Origin of the sequence: Kosmotoga pacifica (assembly GCF_001027025.1) — a bacterium.
Classification (GTDB): Bacteria; Thermotogota; Thermotogae; order Petrotogales; family Kosmotogaceae; genus Kosmotoga_B; species Kosmotoga_B pacifica.
Genome location: NZ_CP011232.1, coordinates 2,127,126 through 2,147,796 on the forward strand (window position 1 = coordinate 2,127,126; position 20,671 = coordinate 2,147,796).

General features: G+C 44.1%; 20 protein-coding genes. 13 read left to right on the forward strand and 7 right to left on the reverse strand.

Annotation, left to right across the window (positions count from 1 at the left end; translation table 11 throughout):
- The first annotated feature begins 1 nt into the window (after position 1).
- The 13 genes from IX53_RS10170 to IX53_RS10230 all read left to right on the forward strand — a co-directional run bounded on the left by IX53_RS10170 (position 2) and on the right by IX53_RS10230 (position 13,944).
- The gene (locus IX53_RS10170) at positions 2-643 is read left to right on the forward strand and encodes a DUF4894 domain-containing protein (RefSeq protein WP_082128561.1); all 642 of its coding nucleotides are present in this window, start codon (positions 2-4) and stop codon (positions 641-643) included.
- Between the two features lie 5 nt (positions 644-648).
- Positions 649-1,935: a cell division protein FtsA gene (ftsA, locus tag IX53_RS10175; RefSeq protein WP_047755268.1), complete on the forward strand. Its 1,287-nt coding sequence runs from the start codon at positions 649-651 to the stop codon at positions 1,933-1,935.
- Positions 1,925-2,977, forward strand: a complete 1,053-nt coding sequence (gene ftsZ, locus IX53_RS10180) for a cell division protein FtsZ (protein WP_047755269.1) — start codon at positions 1,925-1,927, stop codon at positions 2,975-2,977. The genes ftsA and ftsZ overlap by 11 nt, the downstream gene beginning before the upstream one ends.
- Complete coding sequence (locus IX53_RS10185) at positions 2,974-4,665, forward strand: GspE/PulE family protein (protein WP_047755270.1); 1,692 nt, start codon at positions 2,974-2,976, stop codon at positions 4,663-4,665. Before ftsZ ends, IX53_RS10185 begins: the two co-directional genes overlap by 4 nt.
- 172 nt (positions 4,666-4,837) lie before the next feature.
- Positions 4,838-5,863 carry a 2,4-diaminopentanoate dehydrogenase gene (gene ord, locus IX53_RS10190; protein ID WP_047755271.1) on the forward strand — a complete coding sequence of 342 codons (1,026 nt, stop codon included), beginning with the start codon at positions 4,838-4,840 and terminating at the stop codon, positions 5,861-5,863.
- Positions 5,864-5,867: 4 nt separating this feature from the next.
- The gene (gene ortA / locus IX53_RS10195) at positions 5,868-6,188 is read left to right on the forward strand and encodes a 2-amino-4-oxopentanoate thiolase subunit OrtA (protein WP_047755272.1); all 321 of its coding nucleotides are present in this window, start codon (positions 5,868-5,870) and stop codon (positions 6,186-6,188) included.
- Complete coding sequence (gene ortB, locus IX53_RS10200) at positions 6,178-7,593, forward strand: 2-amino-4-oxopentanoate thiolase subunit OrtB (RefSeq protein ID WP_047755273.1); 1,416 nt, start codon at positions 6,178-6,180, stop codon at positions 7,591-7,593. Before ortA ends, ortB begins: the two co-directional genes overlap by 11 nt.
- Positions 7,586-7,957, forward strand: coding sequence for an ornithine aminomutase subunit alpha (locus IX53_RS10205; protein ID WP_047755274.1), 372 nt, complete (start codon positions 7,586-7,588; stop codon positions 7,955-7,957). The genes ortB and IX53_RS10205 overlap by 8 nt, the downstream gene beginning before the upstream one ends.
- Positions 7,957-10,149: a D-ornithine 4,5-aminomutase subunit OraE gene (oraE, locus tag IX53_RS10210; protein ID WP_047755615.1), complete on the forward strand. Its 2,193-nt coding sequence runs from the start codon at positions 7,957-7,959 to the stop codon at positions 10,147-10,149. Before IX53_RS10205 ends, oraE begins: the two co-directional genes overlap by 1 nt.
- A gap of 75 nt (positions 10,150-10,224) precedes the next feature.
- Positions 10,225-11,184, forward strand: a complete 960-nt coding sequence (locus IX53_RS10215; protein WP_245612726.1) for an adenine nucleotide alpha hydrolase family protein — start codon at positions 10,225-10,227, stop codon at positions 11,182-11,184.
- Positions 11,181-12,017 carry a Cof-type HAD-IIB family hydrolase gene (locus tag IX53_RS10220; protein ID WP_047755275.1) on the forward strand — a complete coding sequence of 279 codons (837 nt, stop codon included), beginning with the start codon at positions 11,181-11,183 and terminating at the stop codon, positions 12,015-12,017. The genes IX53_RS10215 and IX53_RS10220 overlap by 4 nt, the downstream gene beginning before the upstream one ends.
- Positions 12,014-13,510 carry an apolipoprotein N-acyltransferase gene (lnt, locus tag IX53_RS10225; RefSeq protein WP_047755276.1) on the forward strand — a complete coding sequence of 499 codons (1,497 nt, stop codon included), beginning with the start codon at positions 12,014-12,016 and terminating at the stop codon, positions 13,508-13,510. Before IX53_RS10220 ends, lnt begins: the two co-directional genes overlap by 4 nt.
- Positions 13,507-13,944 carry a CoA-binding protein gene (locus IX53_RS10230; protein ID WP_047755277.1) on the forward strand — a complete coding sequence of 146 codons (438 nt, stop codon included), beginning with the start codon at positions 13,507-13,509 and terminating at the stop codon, positions 13,942-13,944. The genes lnt and IX53_RS10230 overlap by 4 nt, the downstream gene beginning before the upstream one ends.
- Here the strand turns inward: IX53_RS10230 and IX53_RS10235 are convergent.
- The 7 genes from IX53_RS10235 to IX53_RS10265 form a co-directional block, all read right to left on the reverse strand.
- The gene (locus tag IX53_RS10235; RefSeq protein ID WP_047755278.1) at positions 13,939-14,718 is read right to left on the reverse strand and encodes an inositol monophosphatase family protein; all 780 of its coding nucleotides are present in this window, start codon (positions 14,716-14,718) and stop codon (positions 13,939-13,941) included. The genes IX53_RS10230 and IX53_RS10235 overlap by 6 nt on opposite strands.
- Positions 14,708-17,068, reverse strand: coding sequence for a phenylalanine--tRNA ligase subunit beta (gene pheT / locus IX53_RS10240; protein WP_047755279.1), 2,361 nt, complete (start codon positions 17,066-17,068; stop codon positions 14,708-14,710). The genes IX53_RS10235 and pheT overlap by 11 nt, the downstream gene beginning before the upstream one ends.
- Positions 17,065-18,105: a phenylalanine--tRNA ligase subunit alpha gene (gene pheS / locus IX53_RS10245; protein ID WP_350494754.1), complete on the reverse strand. Its 1,041-nt coding sequence runs from the start codon at positions 18,103-18,105 to the stop codon at positions 17,065-17,067. Before pheS ends, pheT begins: the two co-directional genes overlap by 4 nt.
- A gap of 9 nt (positions 18,106-18,114) precedes the next feature.
- On the reverse strand, positions 18,115-18,537 hold the full coding sequence (locus IX53_RS10250; RefSeq protein ID WP_047755280.1) for a Fur family transcriptional regulator: 423 nt from the start codon (positions 18,535-18,537) through the stop codon (positions 18,115-18,117).
- 94 nt (positions 18,538-18,631) lie between these two features.
- A complete protein-coding gene (locus IX53_RS10255; protein ID WP_047755281.1) occupies positions 18,632-19,495 on the reverse strand; it encodes a hypothetical protein in 864 nt (287 codons plus the stop codon).
- 18 nt (positions 19,496-19,513) lie between these two features.
- Positions 19,514-20,026: a hypothetical protein gene (locus IX53_RS10260; protein ID WP_156173159.1), complete on the reverse strand. Its 513-nt coding sequence runs from the start codon at positions 20,024-20,026 to the stop codon at positions 19,514-19,516.
- The gene (locus IX53_RS10265) at positions 20,019-20,579 is read right to left on the reverse strand and encodes an RNA polymerase sigma factor (RefSeq protein ID WP_047755283.1); all 561 of its coding nucleotides are present in this window, start codon (positions 20,577-20,579) and stop codon (positions 20,019-20,021) included. Before IX53_RS10265 ends, IX53_RS10260 begins: the two co-directional genes overlap by 8 nt.
- Positions 20,580-20,671: the final 92 nt, after the last annotated feature.

The following is a 20,671-nucleotide window of genomic DNA, read 5'->3' on the forward strand; positions in this document are numbered from 1 at the left end:
TATGTTGAGACGAAGGATTATTATTGTTCTCTTTTGTCTCGCGGCGATCTGGTTCGCAGCACTGATCAGGATGGTTGTTGAAGTGGTTTTTACAGATCCACACAGGGTGGAGATTAAGCTCTATTCGCGTAACGATAACAAAGCACGCACTATTATTTTTCCTGACGCTTTTCGAAGAAAGTGGAGAATTGATATAATTAATCCGCCGGGAACCATGGAAGTTGGCCCAAAGAAGTTTTTGCTTGACGAAGCGAAGTGTATTGTTTTTTGGGACGGAAAGTACTACTGGATTGGTGAAAATCAAATAATCGATTTCGCGACTCCAAAAGAAATAGAAATTTTCCCGGTTATAAGTGGGTTGAGCTTTGTTAACACCGAAAGCGGTTATACCCTACTGGATGTAGACGAGCCTTTCTTTAATGTTCTCGATGCAATTTATAGTAATAATGCCCTATTGAAAAGGCTTTCAGCTATTGATTATAAAAGCAGAACGTTGTTTTTTCGACGGGGTATAGTTCTCAAAGTTTTCAAATGGGATAGTCTAGTGGAAAAGCAGAGTGAGGTTCTGGAAGAGATTGTCAAAGCGGAGGACATGAGCGAGTATTTACTGTTCAGTGATGGTAAACTGATGAGGGTGAGGTGAACCATATGCCACGGGGGAGAGATTACGTAGTTTCGATTGATGTTGGGACCAATACTATCAAGGGAGTTGTGGTTAGTGTCGAACAATCAGGTCAGATGCTCCTTGAGGCCTATGGGAGTGTGAAATCTGTTGGCCTTGATAAAGGGGATGTCAAAGACGCTGTTGCCTTAAAACAATCCATTCAAAAGCTAATCGATGATCTGACAGGGCAGCTGAAGAAAGAAATCGAAGCTGAATTCCGGATCAGTTTCACAGATGGTGCATATTCCGTCTTCTCTGAGAGTATAGAAGAAATACTGTCGGATGAAAAGCCCATAGTTGTCACACAAAGCACGATAGATAACATCATGGCAGGCATCGTCCAGAAGAAACTTCAGGGAAATCTGAATGTACATAAGCGATATGTTCGAAAATACATTATTGATAATGAGAAAGTAGTATTCAACCCTGTTGATATGTCCGCTAAGAAGTTGGATCTTGAAATGGTCTTTGTTTCAAGTGAAGGCGGGACAACGGAAATCTTTCGCCGACTCTTCGAAGAGCTTCTAGGCTCTGAAGATTTTATCCTTCTTCCTTCTCTTATCTCGGGAGCTGAAGCGGTTCTGACGGATACCGAGAAACAACATGGTGTAGCCTGTGTGATTCTTGGACACGCTTTCTCTGAGATGGTGATCTACAAGGAAAACTTGCCAATGCATATCAGCAGAATACCAGTGGGGGTCAGGCATGTAGTGAGAGATATTGCGATGGTACTTGGAACTTCGTTGGATGAAGCGGAAAGGCTTTTGGTTACCAGTGGTTATGCAAGTATGCACCCGCCCTCAGCAGAAAGCATAGTTGAGTACTTTGGACTTGATGAAAGAACTAGAAAACGGGTCTCAGTAAGAAAGCTTTCCACGATAATTTATGCGAGAGTGAAAGAATTACTCAACAAAATAAGAAGGGAAATACAGTTATTCCTCAGTGAAAATAATCAGTTCCTCGAAGAGGGAATCCCTGGAGGGGTCGTGTTCACCGGTGGCGGAGCAAAACTCAGGGGACTGAGTGACACAGGTATAGAATCTTTGAAAATGCCCGTAAGGGTAGGTACTTACGATACGAGTTTTAACCCCAGGATCGAGAATGGGGAGGATACGGTGAATGATCCTATTTTCAGTTCCTGCCTTGGTAACCTAATCGGCGAACAGGAATCCAATATGGTGGCGCCGATTCTAGCTGTTGAAAAGAGGCGAAGGAGCTTCGTTGATTTCATAAAATCCCTCTTCTTTGGAGGTGTTGAAGATGAGTTTTGAGATAAACTATGGTAAAGATGAACGGAAAGTGCGGTTGCCTTCCATTAAAGTAATAGGTGTAGGTGGTGCGGGTGGCAACGCCATCAACAGGATGATCTCTGAAGGCATTCACGGAGTAACCTTTATAGCAGCCAACACAGATGTGCAAGTTCTGGAAAACAACAAAGCAGACATCAAAATCCAGCTTGGAAATCACCTTACCCGTGGATTGGGTGCTGGTGGGGATCCCGAAATTGGAAGGCAGGCTGCGGAAGAGAGTATTGATGAGATCATCAAGCATATCGAGGATACTGACTTGCTATTCATTACTGCTGGTATGGGTGGTGGGACAGGTACAGGAGCTGCTCCTGTTATTGCCAGAGCAGCTTTGGATCTAGGAATATTGACCATAGCGGTGGTTACGACTCCATTTTTCTTCGAGGGTAACACCCGTTTGAAAGTAGCGGCCATGGGCTTGAGAAATCTTAGAGACACTGTAGACACGTTGATAAGGATCTCTAACAACAAACTACTACAGGAACTACCGCCAAGCACTTCCATAGTTGACGCTTTTGCAAAGGCCGACGATACTTTGCATCACGGTATAAAGGGGATTTCAGAACTCATAACCAAACGCGGTTACATTAATCTGGACTTTGCTGACGTTGAATCCATACTGCGAAAAGCTGGAACGGCTATGCTTGGCATAGGAATTGGTAAGGGTGAACGTCGTGCAGAAGAAGCCGCGAGATCAGCAATGGAGAGTAAATTGCTTGAAAAGCCGATAGATAACGCTATGGGTATTATTCTCAATGTATCGGCTAGGAATATAACACTGAGGGAAATGAACGTTGCCGCAGCTATTGTACGTCAAAATTGTAGCGAAGATGCCGATGTGAAACTCGGACTGATAGTTGATACGGAGATGCCCGAAGATGAACTGCACGTTACACTGATAGCTGCTGGCTTCGAGACCGAAGAAGGGGAAATAATGGGTGATACCGCGGACATTCCTGCGATATACCGTTTCGGTCTTGACACACAGGAGGAGGAAGAAGTTTGAGGGTTTACAAAAGGCTTGGAGAGCTCCTTTTGGAGCGAGGGCTTATTACCACTGAAGCCCTTCAACAAGCCGTATCGATACAGCAAAAAGTAGGAAAGCCCCTGGGTGAGGTACTAGTGGGGATGGGATTGATTTCCTGGGAAGATATCTACACGGCCCTCTCTGAGCAGTACGGAATTGAGCTTCTGGAAGATGTCCCAAACATGGTACCCACTGAACTGCTGCGGATGATTCCAAAGTCTGTCGCTGAAAGACTGAAGATCGTTCCCATAGAGTACCTTCCTGAAAAAAACACGCTGGTTGTTGTTACCACGGAAGTTCTCAAAGTTCCTCAAATACAGAAAGAGATCTCTTTTCTTACGGGTCACCGCGTCAAAATCCTCCTCACCACCCCCCCGGTATTTGAAAACCTCTTTCACGCCAGTTATGAAGAGACAACCTCAAGTGAGATCATCGAACACACTTTTGAGATGGAAGAAGAAGACTTATCTGAAGAAGAGGGTGAAGAAGGTCCCGAGGATACCCCCATTGTCAAATTTATCAATTCAATCCTCGATAACGCGATTAGAAGCGATGCCAGTGACATCCACCTGGAACCCTTTGAGAAACTGGCAGTAGCAAGGTTCAGAGTAGACGGTATCCTTAGGAAAATCCTGACTTATCCTAGAAAGGCCCATAATTCTGTTGTCTCAAGGATAAAGGTCATGTGTGGACTCGACATCTCAGAAAGACGCCTTCCACAAGATGGAAAATTTTTTTTAAAAAGGGCTGGCGGAGAACAGTATGACTTCAGAGTTTCCACCATGCCCACGGTTTTTGGTGAAAAGGTAGTTATGAGGATCTTAAAAGTGTCAAATGCCAAAAAGCAGCTCAACGAACTGGGGTTGAGCGATTATAACTTCAAGCGTTTTGAAAGACTGTTGAAAGCACCCCATGGGATCATACTCGTTTCCGGACCAACTGGTAGTGGTAAATCCACCACTCTGGTAGGTGTCCTGAACGAAGTGACATCCGAGAAAGTGAATGTTGTAACTGCTGAAGATCCTGTGGAATATACAATTGAAGGTGTAACGCAGTGTCAGGTTAACGCTGAGATAGGTCTTACTTTTGCCAGGTATTTGAGGGCTTTTTTGCGTCAGGACCCGGATATCATCATGGTAGGTGAAATTAGAGATAGAGAAACGGCGCAACTCGCCATTGAGGCCTCTCTTACAGGACATCTGGTTTTTTCTACCATACACACTAACAGCGCCGCTGGAGCAGTGTCAAGGTTGATAAATATGGGAGTTGACACATATCTGCTCGGGGCTTCGCTGGTTGGAATCGTGAGTCAAAGACTCGTCAGGAAACTGTGTAGTAGCTGTAAGGTCAAAATACCTCTCAGAGATGATACCATCAAAACAGCTCAGAAGTTGTTCCCCGACAGAAAAGAATTCTTTGAATACGTTCCCGGTTCGGGGTGTCCCGAATGTAGGGGAACGGGATATCGGGGGAGAACGGCCATTCATGAAGTTCTGATAGTCGATGACAATTTGAGGCAACTCATTGTAAAGAACGCTTCAGATTTTGAAATAGAAAGGGTAGCGCGTGAAACCGGGATGATCACTCTGTATGAAGACGGCATTATGAAAGTCGTGGAAGGCATAACATCGATCGAGGAAGTCAACAGAGTTGCCTTTGAGGTGTGATTTTTTAGAACCCTGTTCTTTCTTCAGCGACTATGCATAAATTAATATAAAAGGGAAGTTACGCAATAAAAGAACCCTAACAACTTCTTTCGAAGATAGCGCCGTTAGATAACGGCTCTTTTTTTTGCTATCATCTATTTGAATGGCTAAAACTAACACAGGAGGGGAAAAAATGGCTTACCGAGTTCTCGTTTGGGGTTTAGGTGCAATGGGGAGTGGCATCGCCAGAAATGTTGTTGAGAAAGAAGAGCTCAGGTTGGTGGGGGCAGTAGAACGTAACACTAATATGCTCGATAAAGATGTGGGTATGGCTATCGGGGACGATAGAGAATATGGTTGTAAGGTATATGGCGATATCGAACTCGCCATTAAAGAAACAGATCCCGATATTACCATCATTGCAACGAATTCCTTTGTCCGTGAAATTTTACCAAAGATAAAAATGATCGCTAAACACCATGTCAACGTGATCACGATTGCTGAAGAAATGGCATATCCATTCTATTCACACCCGGAAGAATCGGAGATAATAAACAGCATTGCACTGAAAAACGGTATCTCTGTTCTAGGTACGGGCATTAATCCTGGATTTGTTCTCGATTTGTTGATCGTTACGCTAACAGGTGCCTGTTTGAACGTTGAGAGAATTGAAGCTCGGAGAATAAACGACCTCTCTCCCTTTGGAAAAACCGTTATGGAAACCCAGGGAGTCGGTACTACACCAGAAGAGTTCGAAGAAGGATTGAAGAAAGGTACCATCGTCGGACATATTGGATTCCAGCAGTCTATCAGGATGATCGCAGATGCCCTAGGTTGGGAACTAACAAAGATAGAGGAAGTTAGGGAACCGATAATCTCAAAAACCGAAAGGAGTACCCCGGTTGTTCATGTGAAGCCGGGAATGGTCGCTGGTTGTCGGCATATAGGACGGGGTTATGTCGGGGATAAGAAAGTCATTGAACTCATACACCCACAGCAGATACATCCAGAGGCCGAGGGAGTTGAGACAGGGGATTATATAGATATCTATGGTGATCCAGAGATTCACATGAGCATAAAGCCGGAAATACCTGGAGGGAAAGGGACAATAGCTGTAGCCACCAATATGATTCCTCACGTGATCGAAGCTGATCCTGGCTTGCTAACAATGCTCGATTTACCCGTACCGAGCACTCTCTTTAAGGAAATAAAGAGGTGATATTTTGAAGGCTAAAAAGGGACAGTGGGTACAGATACAATCTATCATTCTCAAACCGGAAGAACGAGCTCCTCAGATTCCGGAAGATACCAAAAGGGTTCCACTAGAGATGAGAGTGAAGGGTTATCTCCTTGATGCCGAAGCTATCCTGGGAGACGATGTTACAGTGGAGACTGCGACCGGTCGAAGGGTCAAAGGAAAGCTAGTGGCAATAGAACCTAGATATATTCATGACTTCGGAGAACACGTCCCGGTTCTTGCGGAAATCGAGCGAGAATTTTCAAGGTTGATCGATTCTCTGAAAGAGAGTGATGATGATGAATAAATCTTACGAAGCTGTAATGAGTCGCAGAAACGAAATCATGAAGCGTTCTGTTGGCATTGACTATGAAAAGTACAAGATAACCGAAATCGCTTTCGATTACGAACGAATGATGAAAGAAGTTGGCTATACGCTCGATGAAGTGAGGAGCATACAGCGAGAGACAGGTGTAGGGAACACCCCACTAGTCGAGTTGCGAAATATAACGAAGCTGGTCAGAAAACTGGCCGACCCAGGAAAGGGTGCTAGGATTTTTCTGAAGGACGAAGCTGCGAATCCTTCCGGTAGTTTCAAAGACAGAAGAGCCTCAGTTAGCGTTTACAAAGCGAAAGAGCTCGGGTACAGCGGTGTCATTGCTGCCACCAGTGGTAACTATGGTGCGGCGGTAGCCTCACAAGCAGCAAAAAGAGGATTGAAGTGCATAGTAGTACAGGAAACTTTTGACAGCCGTGGAATCGGACAGCCAGAGATTCTCGAAAAAGGCAGGGCTTGTGAAGCTTACGGAGCGGAAGTGGTTCAGCTAACCGTCGGACCTGAATTGTTTTACTATTTCTTGTTGCTGCTGGAAGAGACGGGGTTCTTCAATGCTTCCCTTTATACGCCTTATGGAATAGCCGGTGTTGAAACTCTTGGTTATGAGCTTGTCCAGCAATGTAGAAATGAGATCGGGAAAGACCCAGATTATGTTGTGATCACCCATGCTGGTGGTGGCAACCTTACTGGAACCGCCAGAGGGCTTCTGAAAGCTGGTGCGTTAGATACCAAAATCGTGGCAGCCAGTGTTAACCTCACCGGGTTACATATGGCCAGCGACAGGGACTTCAACAGAAAGTCCTTCACCACGGGACATACGGGATTTGGCATTCCCTTCGCGGTATATCCCGACCGTTCCGACGTTCCTCGAAACGCCGCGAGAGCTTTGAGATATATGGACAGATATCTTCTGGTTAGTCAGGGCGAAGTCTTTTATGTAACAGAAATGCTTGCCCGGCTAGAAGGTATGCAGCGCGGTCCGGCAGGCAACACCTCACTCACTGCTGCGATAAGTCTTGCTAGAGAACTGCCAGAAGACAATATAGTGGTCGTTCAGGAGACGGAGTACACTGGTGCGGGGAAACTACCCAGTGCGCAACTTTCTTTTGCTGTCAAAAATGGTGTACAGATTCTCAGAGGCGATCCATCAATTCTTGATAAACCTGGTGAGCGAATCGTCATTCCCGAGAGTCCAGAGCAGATAAAAGCCATAGAAATTCCCCTAGAAAAGCTGCGTAAGTCTTATCTAAAAGAGCTTATAAAGAGGGGACATCGCGAACTGACGAATGATGACATAGAATTTCTTGCCATGGACCTTAAAACGAGTGGTGATGAAGTCATTAGAATGTTCAGGGAGGTAATAGAAAATGGCTGAAATGAGGAAGGATGACTTCCTTCAGAGAAGTAAGCACCTGCAAAATATGACCGATGAAGAACTCGATAGATATTTCTGGGAACTGGCAGAGAAGATAGTAGATCCTCTAATAGAACTGGCCAGAACACATACAAGCCCCTCAATAGAGCGTTCGGTATTACTCAGAATGGGATTCAATAGCCTTGAGGCAAAGGCCATCGTTGAAAAAGTGTTTGATTTCGGTCTGTTGGGAAAGGGAGCCGGACATATCGTTTACAGAACGGCAAAAGAGCTGGGAAAACCGATTCTCGAAACTGGTAGAGAACTCGCTTCTGGTCAGCACTGGGAGATCGTTGAAAGGCTCTTCAAAGGAGTGGAAGAATGATGCTGAACCCGAATGAAAAACTGAAAATTGAGGAGATCTTGAAAGATCTGGAGTACTATAGGCCCAGGAGAAGGGGCTGGAGCTGGCGAAAACAACTTCCAAAAGGTACTAAAGTTGGGCCATTTGAGTACGATCAGATCTCCGAACCTTTGAAGAACAGTGTTCCTTTACCGGCTGCGCATTACTTTGGAAATATTGATCCACAGCCCGATGTCGTTATAACCTCTGAAATAGCATCCGGAAGGTTCGAAGATGACATTAGACGAATGCGTATGGCTGCCTGGCACGGAGCGGATCATATCATGGTGATCCGTACACTCGGACAGAGCCATATGGATGGACTCATCGAGGGAACACCTGAAGGTATAGGGGGTATCCCGATAACGAGAAAACAACTACGCGCCACGCGAAAAGCCCTCGACATCATTGAAGACGAAGTTGGCAGGCCCATTAACTTTCACAGTTATGTGAGCGGAGTCGCTGGACCAGAGATCGCTGTGCTATTCGCTGAGGAAGGTGTCAATGGCGCCCATCAGGATCCCCAATATAACGTGCTGTACAGGGGAATTAACCCGATACGTTCCTTTGTTGACGCGGCCGTCGCAAAGAGGATAATGGCCTGGGCAGATATGTTACAGATAGATGGTGCACACAACGCCAATGCATCGGCGAAAATGGCATGGAAAGTAATGCCAGAACTTCTGGTTCAACATGCCATCAACTGTGCATTTTCTATTAAAGCTGGAATGAAAAAAGAAAACATTGCCCTATCAACCGTTCCGCCTGTAGTCTCTCCTGCGCCTGAATTCAAAATGAATTTCATCTATGCCCTCACTGTTAGAGAACTATTCAAAGGGTTTAAATTCAGGGCACAGATGAATACCCGGTATATCGAGTCAGATCTCTTCGATGCGACGAGGATACACGTCCTCGATACATTGATTTCCAGATTGACCAAGGCCGATCTTCAATCGACGATCACCCCGGATGAAGGTAGAAATGTACCCTGGCACGTTAATTCTATAAGAGGAGTAGAAACGGCTAAACACACCCTGCTCGCCCTTGATGGGATAAAGGACCTGTTAAAAGTGAACGAGGAGGTTGTAAGACCTAAAATCCGAGAACTCAAAATGCGTGCAATACTGTTTATGGAAGAGATTCTCGAAAACGGAGGGTATTTTGAAGCGGTAGAAAAGGGCTTCTTCGTCGATAATGGTTATTATCCGGAAAGGTTGGGCGATGGAATAGCCAGACCCAAAGATGGTGGTATTGGAGCTGGTAGTGTCGTCTCCAGAGATCCAGATTATTTTGCCCCTGTTTGTGAACATTTCGGTTACAACAACCTGCCCGAAGGACTCGAAAAACCTTGTGATCTTATTGGAGGCTGTACGTTCCACAAACCCGAAAAAATCCAATTCATCGACGAGTTAGATGAACGGGACAACGTATACCTCAGGATGGAAAAGGTTGTTAAGGAACGCGATGAAGGCCTTATGAGCCCAGAAGTTGAATGGTGGGGTGACGGTTGGATCCAACTGGATATGACTATTCCAGATGATGAGGCGCATGCTGAGGCAGCAGCAATCGCCATCGCCAGAAAGCTTGGCCTTCAGGAGCCCACGGTGATAAGCAAAACGCTGCTTCATCCGAGTGAGGGGACATATGTGGAACTGAAGGCGAGGGTGCCATTCAAGGTACGGCGCGATGAACTCACACTGCCGGAAAAGCCCAAAACTTTACCGGAAGAAGAGATAAGTGAGTTCATTTCTCGATACCCTATGAAAGTAGTGGCGGGTACTGCCGGTAACGACGAACATTCCGTCGGGTTGAGAGAGATACTGGATATAAAGCACGGAGGTATCGAAAAATTCGGTATCAAGTACACTTACCTTGGCACCAGTGTCCCGCCAGAAAAATTTATCGATGCAGCGATCGAAACGGGAGCAGATGCGATCCTTATTTCCACGATAATAACCCACAACGATGTCCATGTTGAAAATATGAAGAAGATACACCAACTGGCAATTGAAAAGGGAATCAGAGACAAAATCATACTGATAGCTGGTGGAACGCAGATCAACAACGACCTTGCCGTTAGCTGTGGTATGGACGCGGGGTTTGGACGCGGCACCAAGGGCATTTATGTTGCAAGTTTCCTCGTGAAAAGGAAGAGAGAACTCATTGGTGAATGATATTTAACATCAAGAGAGTGGTATTACCACTCTCTTTTCTTTATAATATTAAAAAGCTTCGCTGGAGGTATTCCCTTGTCGATTGAAAAGAAAATCGCCACAACACTTTCGGAGATAAAAGCTACCGCTATAAAGATGGTTGTAGCCTTTTCCGGTGGTAAAGACAGCACCCTTGTTGCTGCCCTTGCAAGAAAAGCCCTTGGAAAGAGGAACGTCAAGCTTCTCAACGTTTGTTTCGGACCGTACAGTTACAGCCGGGGAATCGAAATCGTCGTCGAAATCGCAAAGAGTCTGGATCTTGGTTTGGAATTCACAGCGGGCTATGAAGATCAAGAAAAGATATGGAAACATGGCCCATCCTGTAACAGATGTACCAAGTTTGCGAAATTCAATGCTGTGTTAAAATCAACGTCCGCCATCATAGCGACGGGTGCAAACCTTTCTGATACCTGGGGCCAAACGGGTATAGCCTTGAGAAAGAGACTATATGCACCGATAAGGAACTGGTCAAAAGCGGAAATAGACGAAGCTCTTGACTATCTCGGTATAGAAGTTCCACGTATAGGAGAAGCACCGACCAGGGAAGGCTGTAAACTAAAGCACCTGTTGAAAATTATGGCGAATCCCGCTTATCATGGTCAGGCCGTAGCCATCGCCAACGAGATATTACTTGACTATCTCGAAGGAATACCTCACGATATCGCGAATGTGAAGATAATAGGTCCATTGTCACGAAATATTGCGCTGATAAATGTTTCCCCTGCCCCTTCTGAAGAAATAAGATTGAAGGTCACCGAGCGTCTCATGAAAACTGGTATTATTGAAGAGGTACATTGGGTATTGGCACCGCTGAGACTCACAATCTCCGCAAATCCTGGAATTTTTAACAACGAAGCATCAAAGGAGTGGATACTCAAAGGAAGGTTACAACCGGAGTTTGCAGCGCCGATAATAATCAATTGGGTTGAGTCAAGGAACAGAAGACTTGCAACTTTTCAGGTAATAGACTATGCAGTTATGGGGGTGAAACCATGATAAAGTTGATCATAATAGATCTCGACGGAACTCTGTTGAGCTGTGATAAGAAGATAAGCAAAGACAATCTCAACAGCTTAAAGCGGGCGATGAACTCCGGTGTTGCTGTAACGATCTCAACGGGCAGGAGTTTTATATCAGCCAGAGATTATGTGGATCACCTCGGTCTGGAAGTGCCCGTGTCTTTTCAAAATGGTGCCCTGGTTATCAAGTGTTCGAACGGTAAAAAAGAAATCATAAGACAGGTGCTTTTGGCTTCTGATTGGGCTAAAAAGATAATCGAAAAGTCTAGAGAGAGGGGTGTGACTTACATTCTGTTCAGAGACTTCTTCGAATGCCCGGACATGTACATGGAGTCAGTTCCCTCTTCACCTTACGAAAGTTACTATGAAAACAACAGATTCAGGATAAGAACCGTTAAGGACCCGCTGGAATACATAAAAAGAGATGGCGTAGCCGAAGTTGCTCTCGAAGGTCCGGAAGAGAAGATTCTGGACATTATAAGAGAATTGAACCCCGATAGCAGCGTTTCGATTATAAAGAATAACAACCTTGAGAACCATTCCTTTTACGAATTCTTTGGCCCAGCAGTTGGAAAGGCTATGGGGCTAAAATTTCTCATGAAGCATTTTGGTATTGGTCCCAAGGAAGTCGCATATATTGGTGATAATTTCAATGATATTGATGTTATGAAAGAAGTTGGGTTACCCATTGCGATGGCCAACGCCCCAGATGAAGTGAAAAAGTATGCAAAGTACGTTACAGAGAGCGACAACGATAACAACGGTGTAGCCGAGGCGATAATAAGAATCCTCGAGGGGGAAATTAGATGATTGCTATATTGCTTTCAGCAGTGCTCACAGCTCTTTCCATGCCAGGAATGTTGTGGGGAGGATTGATCTGGATTGCTCTCATTCCGTTTTTTTTAAACATGGAACGCGGAGGGCTTTTGTCTGGAACCCTTAAGGCTTTCCTATATGCTTATATCTACTTGATGGTCGCACACTATTGGGTATTACCGGTACTCTCAGTGAATGTCCCGGAAGTTCTCAGTTCTTTTCCGCCTTTTGTGGGAACAGTGAGTTTCTTCATGATGGGTGTACTGATGGCGTTTCCATTCCTGGGATTTGGCTTTCTTTATAAGCTTTACAACAAAAAGTTTGCCGGTTCCTTGTTGCTGAGTTCTCTTTTTACTGCCTCCCTTTACACCCTTTTCGAATGGCTGCGTTCCCTTGGTCAGCTCGGATTCACAGGTGGTAGTTTCAGTGATGCGTTTGTGCATCAAAAAGGTTTGTTGCAGCTTTCGGCTTTTGGCGGTCCATATTTATTGGTTTTTCTGGTGGTTTTCGTCAACGCTATGCTTGCATATGTCTTGAAACACTGGAGAAAGAACAAATACATCTTTGTATTCACCGCTCTTTTTGTATTGTTCGCTCTCAACTCTCTTATTGTTAGATTCTTACCAGCCCCACTGACAAATCCTCTGTACGACAAGAGTATAACGGCCATTCAAACTAACATTCCCCAGTCACTGAAGTATAACGAATCGCCACTGAAGGTCTACCAAATAATCGAAAGGGCTCTCGAAGAAGCCCCACCCGGTAGCTTGGTCGTTCTTCCAGAGGCAAGCTTTTTATATGATATCCGTGACAGCTTTATTGGTTCAAAGCTTCAGGAACTGTCGAGAAAAAGGGACCTTAACATACTGATTGGTTTTCCGGCTGCTGAGGGAAAAAAGAAGTACAACCAACTTCGACTGCTCAGTCCTGAAGGTTTTTCAGAAGAATTCTATGCGAAGATGAAACCCACGCCTTTTGCGGAATTTCTTCCTTATCCGAAGTTGTTCGGTATTTTCAAGTTCATGAGGTTTCTCGATTTTTTCTCTCCGGGCGAAGAGTTCAGTGTCTTTGAAGTTGGTGACCAACGGATAGGAGCACAAATTTGCTTCGATTCTTACTATCCTGAAGTGTCTCGGGAGCTGGTCAATGCGGGCAGTTACGTTATACTCGTATCGACAAACGATGGCTGGTTCAATCTCAGGACAGGACTCATCCAACACCTTTCTAAGGCCATCCTTCGCGCCGTGGAAAATAGACGTTACGTGGTACAAGTATCGAATACCGGTATCTCTGCTGTGATTGATCCTTATGGTAGAGTGCTCACGAGGCTGCCTACTGTATCAGAGTGGTCTGTTGAATATGTAGTGAATGATTTTCATTACACTCCCAAAGCAGATAGGACATTCTATACTGATCACGGCGATTGGTTTGCCTACGTTGTCCTCATTATATCTTTTCTCATGATAGTAGGAGGTGTGTTCATTTGAAAACTTCTCCAGAAATCGCAAGAGAGGTACTTTTAAAGTTCAGAAGGATCATCGTTGTGGGGTTTTCGAAGAATGCTGAAAAAGCTGCCAACTTTGTTCCAATGTTCCTGAAAGAGATGGGGTATGAAATCATTCCTGTGAATCCAACAATGAGCGAATACGGGGGAATGAAAGTTTATGCAGACCTTGGTGAAGTTGTTGCTTCTGGCATATCTCTGGAACTTGTGGAAATCTTCAGACCTTCCGAAGAAGCCGAGGCCGTTGCTCTGAAAGCCATGGAACTCGGTGCAAAAGCTCTGTGGCTTCAAAAGGGAATATCGAGTTTGCGTGCTGAACAAAAAGCCAAGGAAAAAGGGATAGATTATGTACAAGATAGATGTATGTACGAAGACTATAAAAACTTTTTCAATACTAAAAGACTCACTGAACTATAAATCGAGAATTTTCTCTCTGAAAGCTTTTAGTAACTGAACCTTTCCATTGGACGCCAGTATATTGGGGGAAAAAAGATTGAAGGGTTCATTGAGGCAGCTATCGACGTTTCCACCTGCCTCTTCAACGATGAGTTTGCCTGCTGCTACGTCCCAGGGTTTCAAAGCCTCTTCCCAAAAGACATCGGCCCTACCGCAGGCCACATAACACAAATCCAAGCAGGCGCTTCCAGCGATTCTCAGGGCTCTGCAACTTGCAATCGCGCGCTTGATTCGCGCGCTAATTCTTTCAAAGGCTGTTTCAGAAGAATACTGTAACCCTGTGTGAGCGGAAGCTTCTTTGAGGTCGGTTACGTTGCTCACCCTGATTTTTTCACCGTTCAGAAACGCACCTGTTCCTTGAAGAGCGGTGAACATTTCATCTTTTGAAGGGTCATAGATAACGCCTAGGACAATAAGACCCCTTGAATAAAAGGCTACCTGAGTAGCAAAATGAGGATTCTTCCGGGAGAAATTCGTAGTTCCGTCGACGGGGTCGACTATCCAGAATTCTTCGCCTTCGATTCTCACCGTTTCTTCACCGAAATATCCTGTACCTGGAATGAGGGAAATTAAATAATCGCGTAATTTGTTCTCTATTATGATATCCACATCAGTGACTATGTCTCTGAATCCAGATTTCTCTTTGATAAGCAACTGGCGGGTATCGTCGAGTTCCCGCCAGATTTCTCTGAGTTTATTTGATATATTTCTTACCAATAATTCATCACTGCTCACGCAGCTTCACTCCAGTGTTTTTTAACGCTGTTACGATATTTTCAACGCTCTCTGAAACCTGTTCATCTGTAAGAGTAGACTGTGAAGACTCGAATGTCAGAGTGACTGTAATACTCCTGACTCCTTCAGGAATGCCCTTGCCCTTGTAGACATCGATTACACTGACGGAGGTGAGATAATCACCAGCGTTCCGCATAATTGTTTTCTTAACCTCATCGAAGCTCAAGTCGTAAGGTACCAACAATGATAAGTCTCTGAAAACTCTTGGAAATGGTGAGATAACAGCGGTTCTCATGATTGGTCTTTGGAACTGGGTAAGGAGCTCTACATTCAGCTCTGCAACAAATATATCTTGCCCTTTGATTTCAAAAAACCTGTCAGCCAGGACGGTATCGAATACGCCAAAATATCCCACTTTTCTGTCATTGACATAGATATCTGCTGCTGCTCGCCTTTCCAGCCAGGTCTCTGAAGGTTCTTTGAAATTGTATTCAACACCATACAGCTGAAGTATGCCTTCAATCGTTCCTTTGAACGTATATGGACTTACCATTCTCTTGTCTGTATAGTCGTTTGCATTCTCCTTGCCCATAGCTAGGAACGCGACAGAGAGATGCTCATCAATGGAATCTCCTTTTTTAAACACCTTACCTATTTCGAACACTTTCAGATCTTTATTCTGACGTCGGAAGTTATAAGAAGCTGTTTCAAGTAGTCCAAAAAGCAGTGAGGGTCTCATTGCTGAAAGATCGAGAGAAAGTGGATTCTGCAACATTGGGGGCTTGAACTCTTCGAAAACTTTCTTCAATTTTTCGGGATTGACAAAGCTGTAATTTATAACTTCGTCGAACCCAAAAGCGGTGAGAGCTCTTCTCAGTTTTCTGATCTCTTTGATCTCGCGCGGGACGTTTTCCTCGCCTGAAATGATCCGTGGTAGCAGAGAAGGAATTTTGTCATATCCGTAGATCCTTCCTATCTCCTCCACGAGATCGATCTCCTGTGTGATATCGTAACGGTATGGTGGTACTGTTACCTCCCAACCATCTCCAGCTTCTTTTGTTTCGAAGCCAAGATAGTTCAATATACTCTCGATCTCGTTTATTGGAACTACGGTACCGAGAACTTTATCCACAAACCATTTTTTCAGGTGTAAGGTTTTTTTCTCCGGAGAAATCCCTACGCTGGTTATTCTGCTTACGATTGTTCCCCCCGAAAGCTCCATGATTAATGAGGCAAGTCTTTTGATAACGTAGAAAGAATCAGAAGGATTCACCCCGCGTTCGAATCTATAAGAGCTATCCGTGCTTATTCCCAGGCGTCTGGCTGTTTTCCTGATTGTTACTGGGTCAAAGACTGCGACTTCCAGAAGCACCTTCTTTGTATCTGGTGAAATCCCGGACTTCAACCCGCCCATTATTCCAGCCAGGGCAAGGGGCTCTTCACCATTGGTAATAAGGAGGTCATTTTCAATCAGTTCAACCTCTTTTCCATCAAGAAGCGTAAGTCTCTCACCGTTTTTTGCTCTACGGACAACGATTCTATTACCGCCTATGAGGTCAGCGTCGAAAGCATGCACGGGATGCCCTGTTTCTAGCATCACATAGTTGGTTATGTCAACTATATTGTTTATCGGTCGCAATCCAGCGGCTAACAGTCGTCTCTTCAGCCAGAGGGGAGAATCTTTTATTTTCACGTTGTCAATCAATAAGGCCGTGTAGCGGTTACATCCCTTTTCAATGGAAATTTCTATCTCCTCTTCCGGGTTCTCTTCGATATCTGCCTGAGGGAGTTTCAATTCTCTACGAAAAATCGCTCTAAATTCTCTGCCAATACCAATCACGGATAGGCAATCCCCTCTGTTAGCTGTGAGTTCAACTTCAATGACAGGAGAATCGAGTTTGAGTACCTCACGCACATCTTTTCCCGTTTCTACGGAGTTGGGGAATCTGAATATCCTCTCAGACTTTTCTTCTAGCTTCAGTTCCTCAAGGGAGAGGAACATTCCTTCAGAATTCACACCCCTGAATTTTCGGTTCTTGATTTCGAGATCCCAGAGTCTGCCACCGGCAAGAATAACCGCAACATATTCACCGGTTTTAACAGTTTTATCGGCTGTCACTATCTGATGCACCTTTTCACCGACTCTGACCCTGGTTACTACAAGGTTGTCAGCGTCGGGATGTTCTTCCACAGATTCGATACGACCGGTGAAGGCTCCTTCAATGTAATTCCATGGAAAGTCGATTCTTTCCACCTCTGTACCACTGAGCGAGAGCATGTTAGCGAGCTCGATGACACTCTTGTCACTCAAATCTATATATTCATTCAACCATTCGACAGAAATTCTCATATGTTCACCCCCGTGAATTTCTTGAGGAATCTCCTGTCGTTTCTCAGTAGGTCACGTATGTCTTCAATATCATACTTTAGCATCACTATTCTCTCCACTCCCATACCCAAAGCGAATCCGGACCATTCCTCGGGATCGTATCCGACATTTCTGAATACATTGGGGTGAACCATACCCGAGCCTAGAATTTCCAACCAGCCTGTACCACCACAACTCCTGCAACCTACACCGCCACAAATTCCACAGGAAACATCGACTTCAAAACTCGGTTCTGTAAAGGGAAAGAAACTTGGTCTTAGCCTTATCCTTCGGTCCTTTCCAAAGATCCTTTTTACGAAGGTTTCGAGAACTCCTTTTAAGTGTGCAACCGATACATGTCTATCCACATAGAGGACTTCGAATTGATGAAACATAGGCAGGTGTGTAGTATCTGGTGTATCTTTTCTGTAGCACTTACCTGGAGCGAAAATGGCCAGAGGTGGCTTCCTGTTTTCCATTACCCTTATCTGTATGGGAGAAGTATGAGTCCTTAAAAGCCGGTTTCTATTGAAATAGAATGTATCATGCATATCTCTTGCAGGATGCCATTCGGGAGTGTTGAGAGCTTCAAAATTATAGTAAACATCTTCAACTTCAGGACCTGTGGCTATTTCAAATCCCATGCTCAACCAGATCTCCTGTACCTCTTCCATGACCTGCGTGATTATGTGGTATGTGCCGCTATCGCGTATTGCGCCTGGAAGAGTTATATCAAACCGGTCTTTCCGTTCTTTTTCTTCTCGCATCTTTTTCTCTATTTCGGCCCGTTTCTCACTTATCTTTAATTCGATCTGCTTTTTCAGATTGTTGACCATCTGGCCGAAAGCCTTTCTTTCCCCTTGTGGAATAGAGGAGATCTTCTTAAAAAGACCTGTGACAACTCCCTGTTTCCCCAGATATTTGGCTTTTACATTCTGCAGTGTAACAAGGTCGGATGCCTCATCGATCTCTTTCAGTACACTCTGCAAATCAATCGCAGGCTCTATTGACACACCCAACACCTCCAATTATAAAGCATTCCTGCATTCAGGACAGAGACCTGTGATTATTACTTTGACACTCTCTATTTTATAATCGAAAAAATCCCGTTCGAAATATTCGGATAGTTCTGAGAAATCTCCTTCAAAGTCAAAAAACTTCCTACAGTTTCTGCAGAAAAAATGAGCATGAAAAGACGTATCTGGATCGTAATGTTTTATTCCATCCATTCCAGTGAGACTTTTCACAATACCTTCTTTTTCAAGGATTTCGAGAACGTTGTAGACACTCGCAATCGAGATAGCTGGGTAGCTTTTCCTTGCCATCAAGAAGATATCCTCAGCTGTCGGATGGGTTCTATTATTTTCAAGAACCTTCAGGATCACTATTCTCTGGGGAGTAATCCTGTATCCTCTCCTTTTAAGCAGCTCAACGGACTCCTTCAAATGCATAATGACCTCCCAATTTTTCTCGATTATACACCAACATTATTAAGAGAGAATAAAAAAACCGCCTTAAAAGGCGGCGTGAAAAAAGAATTTCAGCCTATTTGAGTTCGAACAAGGAGTCGATAATGCTGGATAGTTCCAGGTTTTTTGGACCGATTAATATTGCCAGAACCCCTTCTATCTTTCTTGTAACGTAGGTGACAGGTGAGTTTGAACATATTTCCTCAACGGTGTCTATAAATTTCTTGTTTTCAGTATCTGACAATAGGTAGAGAGCGAGTTTTCCTAGTGATGTCGAATAGAGATACAGAGTATAAGTAGTTGAATTTCCATCGAAGGAAAAGTCCATAGCAACCCACTGGAAGTTCTTCTTCAGGCATTCTTTTGAAAGCTTGAGGGGGGCTCTGATTTTCTTCACTGTGAAAATATACCTGGATAATTCCTCAGAGCTGGCGTCTGTTACTGGTGAATAGTCTCTATAGGTTATGTCCATAGAATAGAAGGGATACTTTTTACTGAGTCTTATAAATTTTAAATCTCGATCGAGTGTAGCTTCGTACGTTGTGAAGTTATCTTTGAGAATGAATTTGTAACCTGTAGGAAGATCGAGTGAGAGGAGCAGGTTGTACTTCTTTGAACGAGCTACATCGATGAACTGATCTTCGAGATCTTTCAACTCAATAGCGGGCTCGAAGGCTATATCATCGATAATAACGTATTCACCGAATGAACTTCGTAACCAAACGTAGTTTCTAAGAGGAGTGTTGATCTTTATTAGTTTATATGAACCTATTTTCGTTACCCTTTCCGTTCTGATGGTAGTTGTTATGCCGGTTTCCCTTACGATTCTCGTAACTTCATAAGAAGAAGCTATCAACGCATTGATCACATCATCCAGAGAGATAGCTTCGAGGATAGCTGAAAAACTAAGCAGTACAATAGCTAATAGTTTTAATTTCACTCACTTCACACTCCTGGATTAAAAAGTGGTACTCAACACAACCATGTTGCTTTTTTCTTCTCTGTTTACAATGAAATTTATTGTTGTTTCCAAATGCTTCTTGAGTTCGCTGTTTTCACCGGTACTAGACTCCACCCGTGTCTCGTTGTCTATCGAAGAGAGGGGTAAATCAAGTTTGCTGATGGAGAGGAGACTTTTTCTGACTGAGTCGAATTCACCGTTGTTAAGCATAAACACAGGCTTGGGGGTTATTAAAATGGAGTTCTCCATAAAGAATCCAAGACCAAGAATTAAAATAACCGCAGAAGCTGCAACAGCAAGGGAAACTCGGTAAGGAAAGAGCTTTTTCTTCCTTATGCTGGAAAGTGTTTTTAGCTTTGCGGACTCACTTGGACGGTAGCTGGTTCGTTCCCTCATCATATTAACGAATCTGACATACCTCCTCAGTTCAGCTTTCTCCTCTTCGCTGAGCTCATACTTCATTCCGTCATCGATGAGAGCGTTGAAACGGTCATTTTCGAACTCAGACATCATATCCGACCTCCTCAAGTAGTTCCCTGAGCCTTTTTCTTGCATAATGAAGTCTGCTTTTCACAGTCCCCACAGGCTTTTCAAGGATCTCTGCTATCTCGTCGTAACTCATCCCTTCGATATCTCTCAACTTTATGAGTAATCTGTCTTCTTCTGATAGTTTTGCGATTATATCCATCAGCTCTTCGAAACTCAGTTCATCCATAACTTCTTTGAAAACGTCATTCGTGGCGGGTGGTTCACTAATATGTTGTTCTTCACTCTCCTGAAAATCCACGAGCAGGTGGTTTTGCCTTTTTCTTTTTGCTATGATGTCCTTACATATGTTCACAGCGATTCGATAAAGCCATGTCGATAATTTGGAATTACCTTTGAATTTCTTTATGTTCTTAAATACCTTTATAAAAGTCTCCTGTATGACATCGTCAACATCGTCCACCCCTAGATAAGACTTGATAACGCTTCCAAGACGCTGGGCATATCTATCATACAGTATTTCATAGGCCCATAGCTGCTTTTTCTTCAGCCCTTCAATCAGCTTCTTTTCGTCCACAAAACCACCCTAACGCTAATTTGACATAAAAAAGTTTTCAATGGTTCAAAGCAATTATACAACGGGTGTGGTTTATTTTCTGCTAAAATTGT

What these genes read in the sequence shown, in the direction of transcription:
- IX53_RS10220 (WP_047755275.1), top strand. Translation starts at nt 11,181, where the DNA reads ATGATAAAGTTGATCATAATAGATCTCGACGGAACTCTGTTGAGCTGT.
- ftsA (WP_047755268.1), top strand. Translation starts at nt 649, where the DNA reads ATGCCACGGGGGAGAGATTACGTAGTTTCGATTGATGTTGGGACCAAT.
- IX53_RS10250 (WP_047755280.1), bottom strand. Translation starts at nt 18,537, where the DNA reads ATGCATTTGAAGGAGTCCGTTGAGCTGCTTAAAAGGAGAGGATACAGG.
- lnt (WP_047755276.1), top strand. Translation starts at nt 12,014, where the DNA reads ATGATTGCTATATTGCTTTCAGCAGTGCTCACAGCTCTTTCCATGCCA.
- IX53_RS10260 (WP_156173159.1), bottom strand. Translation starts at nt 20,026, where the DNA reads ATGTCTGAGTTCGAAAATGACCGTTTCAACGCTCTCATCGATGACGGA.
- IX53_RS10170 (WP_082128561.1), top strand. Translation starts at nt 2, where the DNA reads ATGTTGAGACGAAGGATTATTATTGTTCTCTTTTGTCTCGCGGCGATC.
- ftsZ (WP_047755269.1), top strand. Translation starts at nt 1,925, where the DNA reads ATGAGTTTTGAGATAAACTATGGTAAAGATGAACGGAAAGTGCGGTTG.
- pheT (WP_047755279.1), bottom strand. Translation starts at nt 17,068, where the DNA reads ATGAGAATTTCTGTCGAATGGTTGAATGAATATATAGATTTGAGTGAC.
- ord (WP_047755271.1), top strand. Translation starts at nt 4,838, where the DNA reads ATGGCTTACCGAGTTCTCGTTTGGGGTTTAGGTGCAATGGGGAGTGGC.
- IX53_RS10205 (WP_047755274.1), top strand. Translation starts at nt 7,586, where the DNA reads ATGGCTGAAATGAGGAAGGATGACTTCCTTCAGAGAAGTAAGCACCTG.
- ortB (WP_047755273.1), top strand. Translation starts at nt 6,178, where the DNA reads ATGATGAATAAATCTTACGAAGCTGTAATGAGTCGCAGAAACGAAATC.
- oraE (WP_047755615.1), top strand. Translation starts at nt 7,957, where the DNA reads ATGCTGAACCCGAATGAAAAACTGAAAATTGAGGAGATCTTGAAAGAT.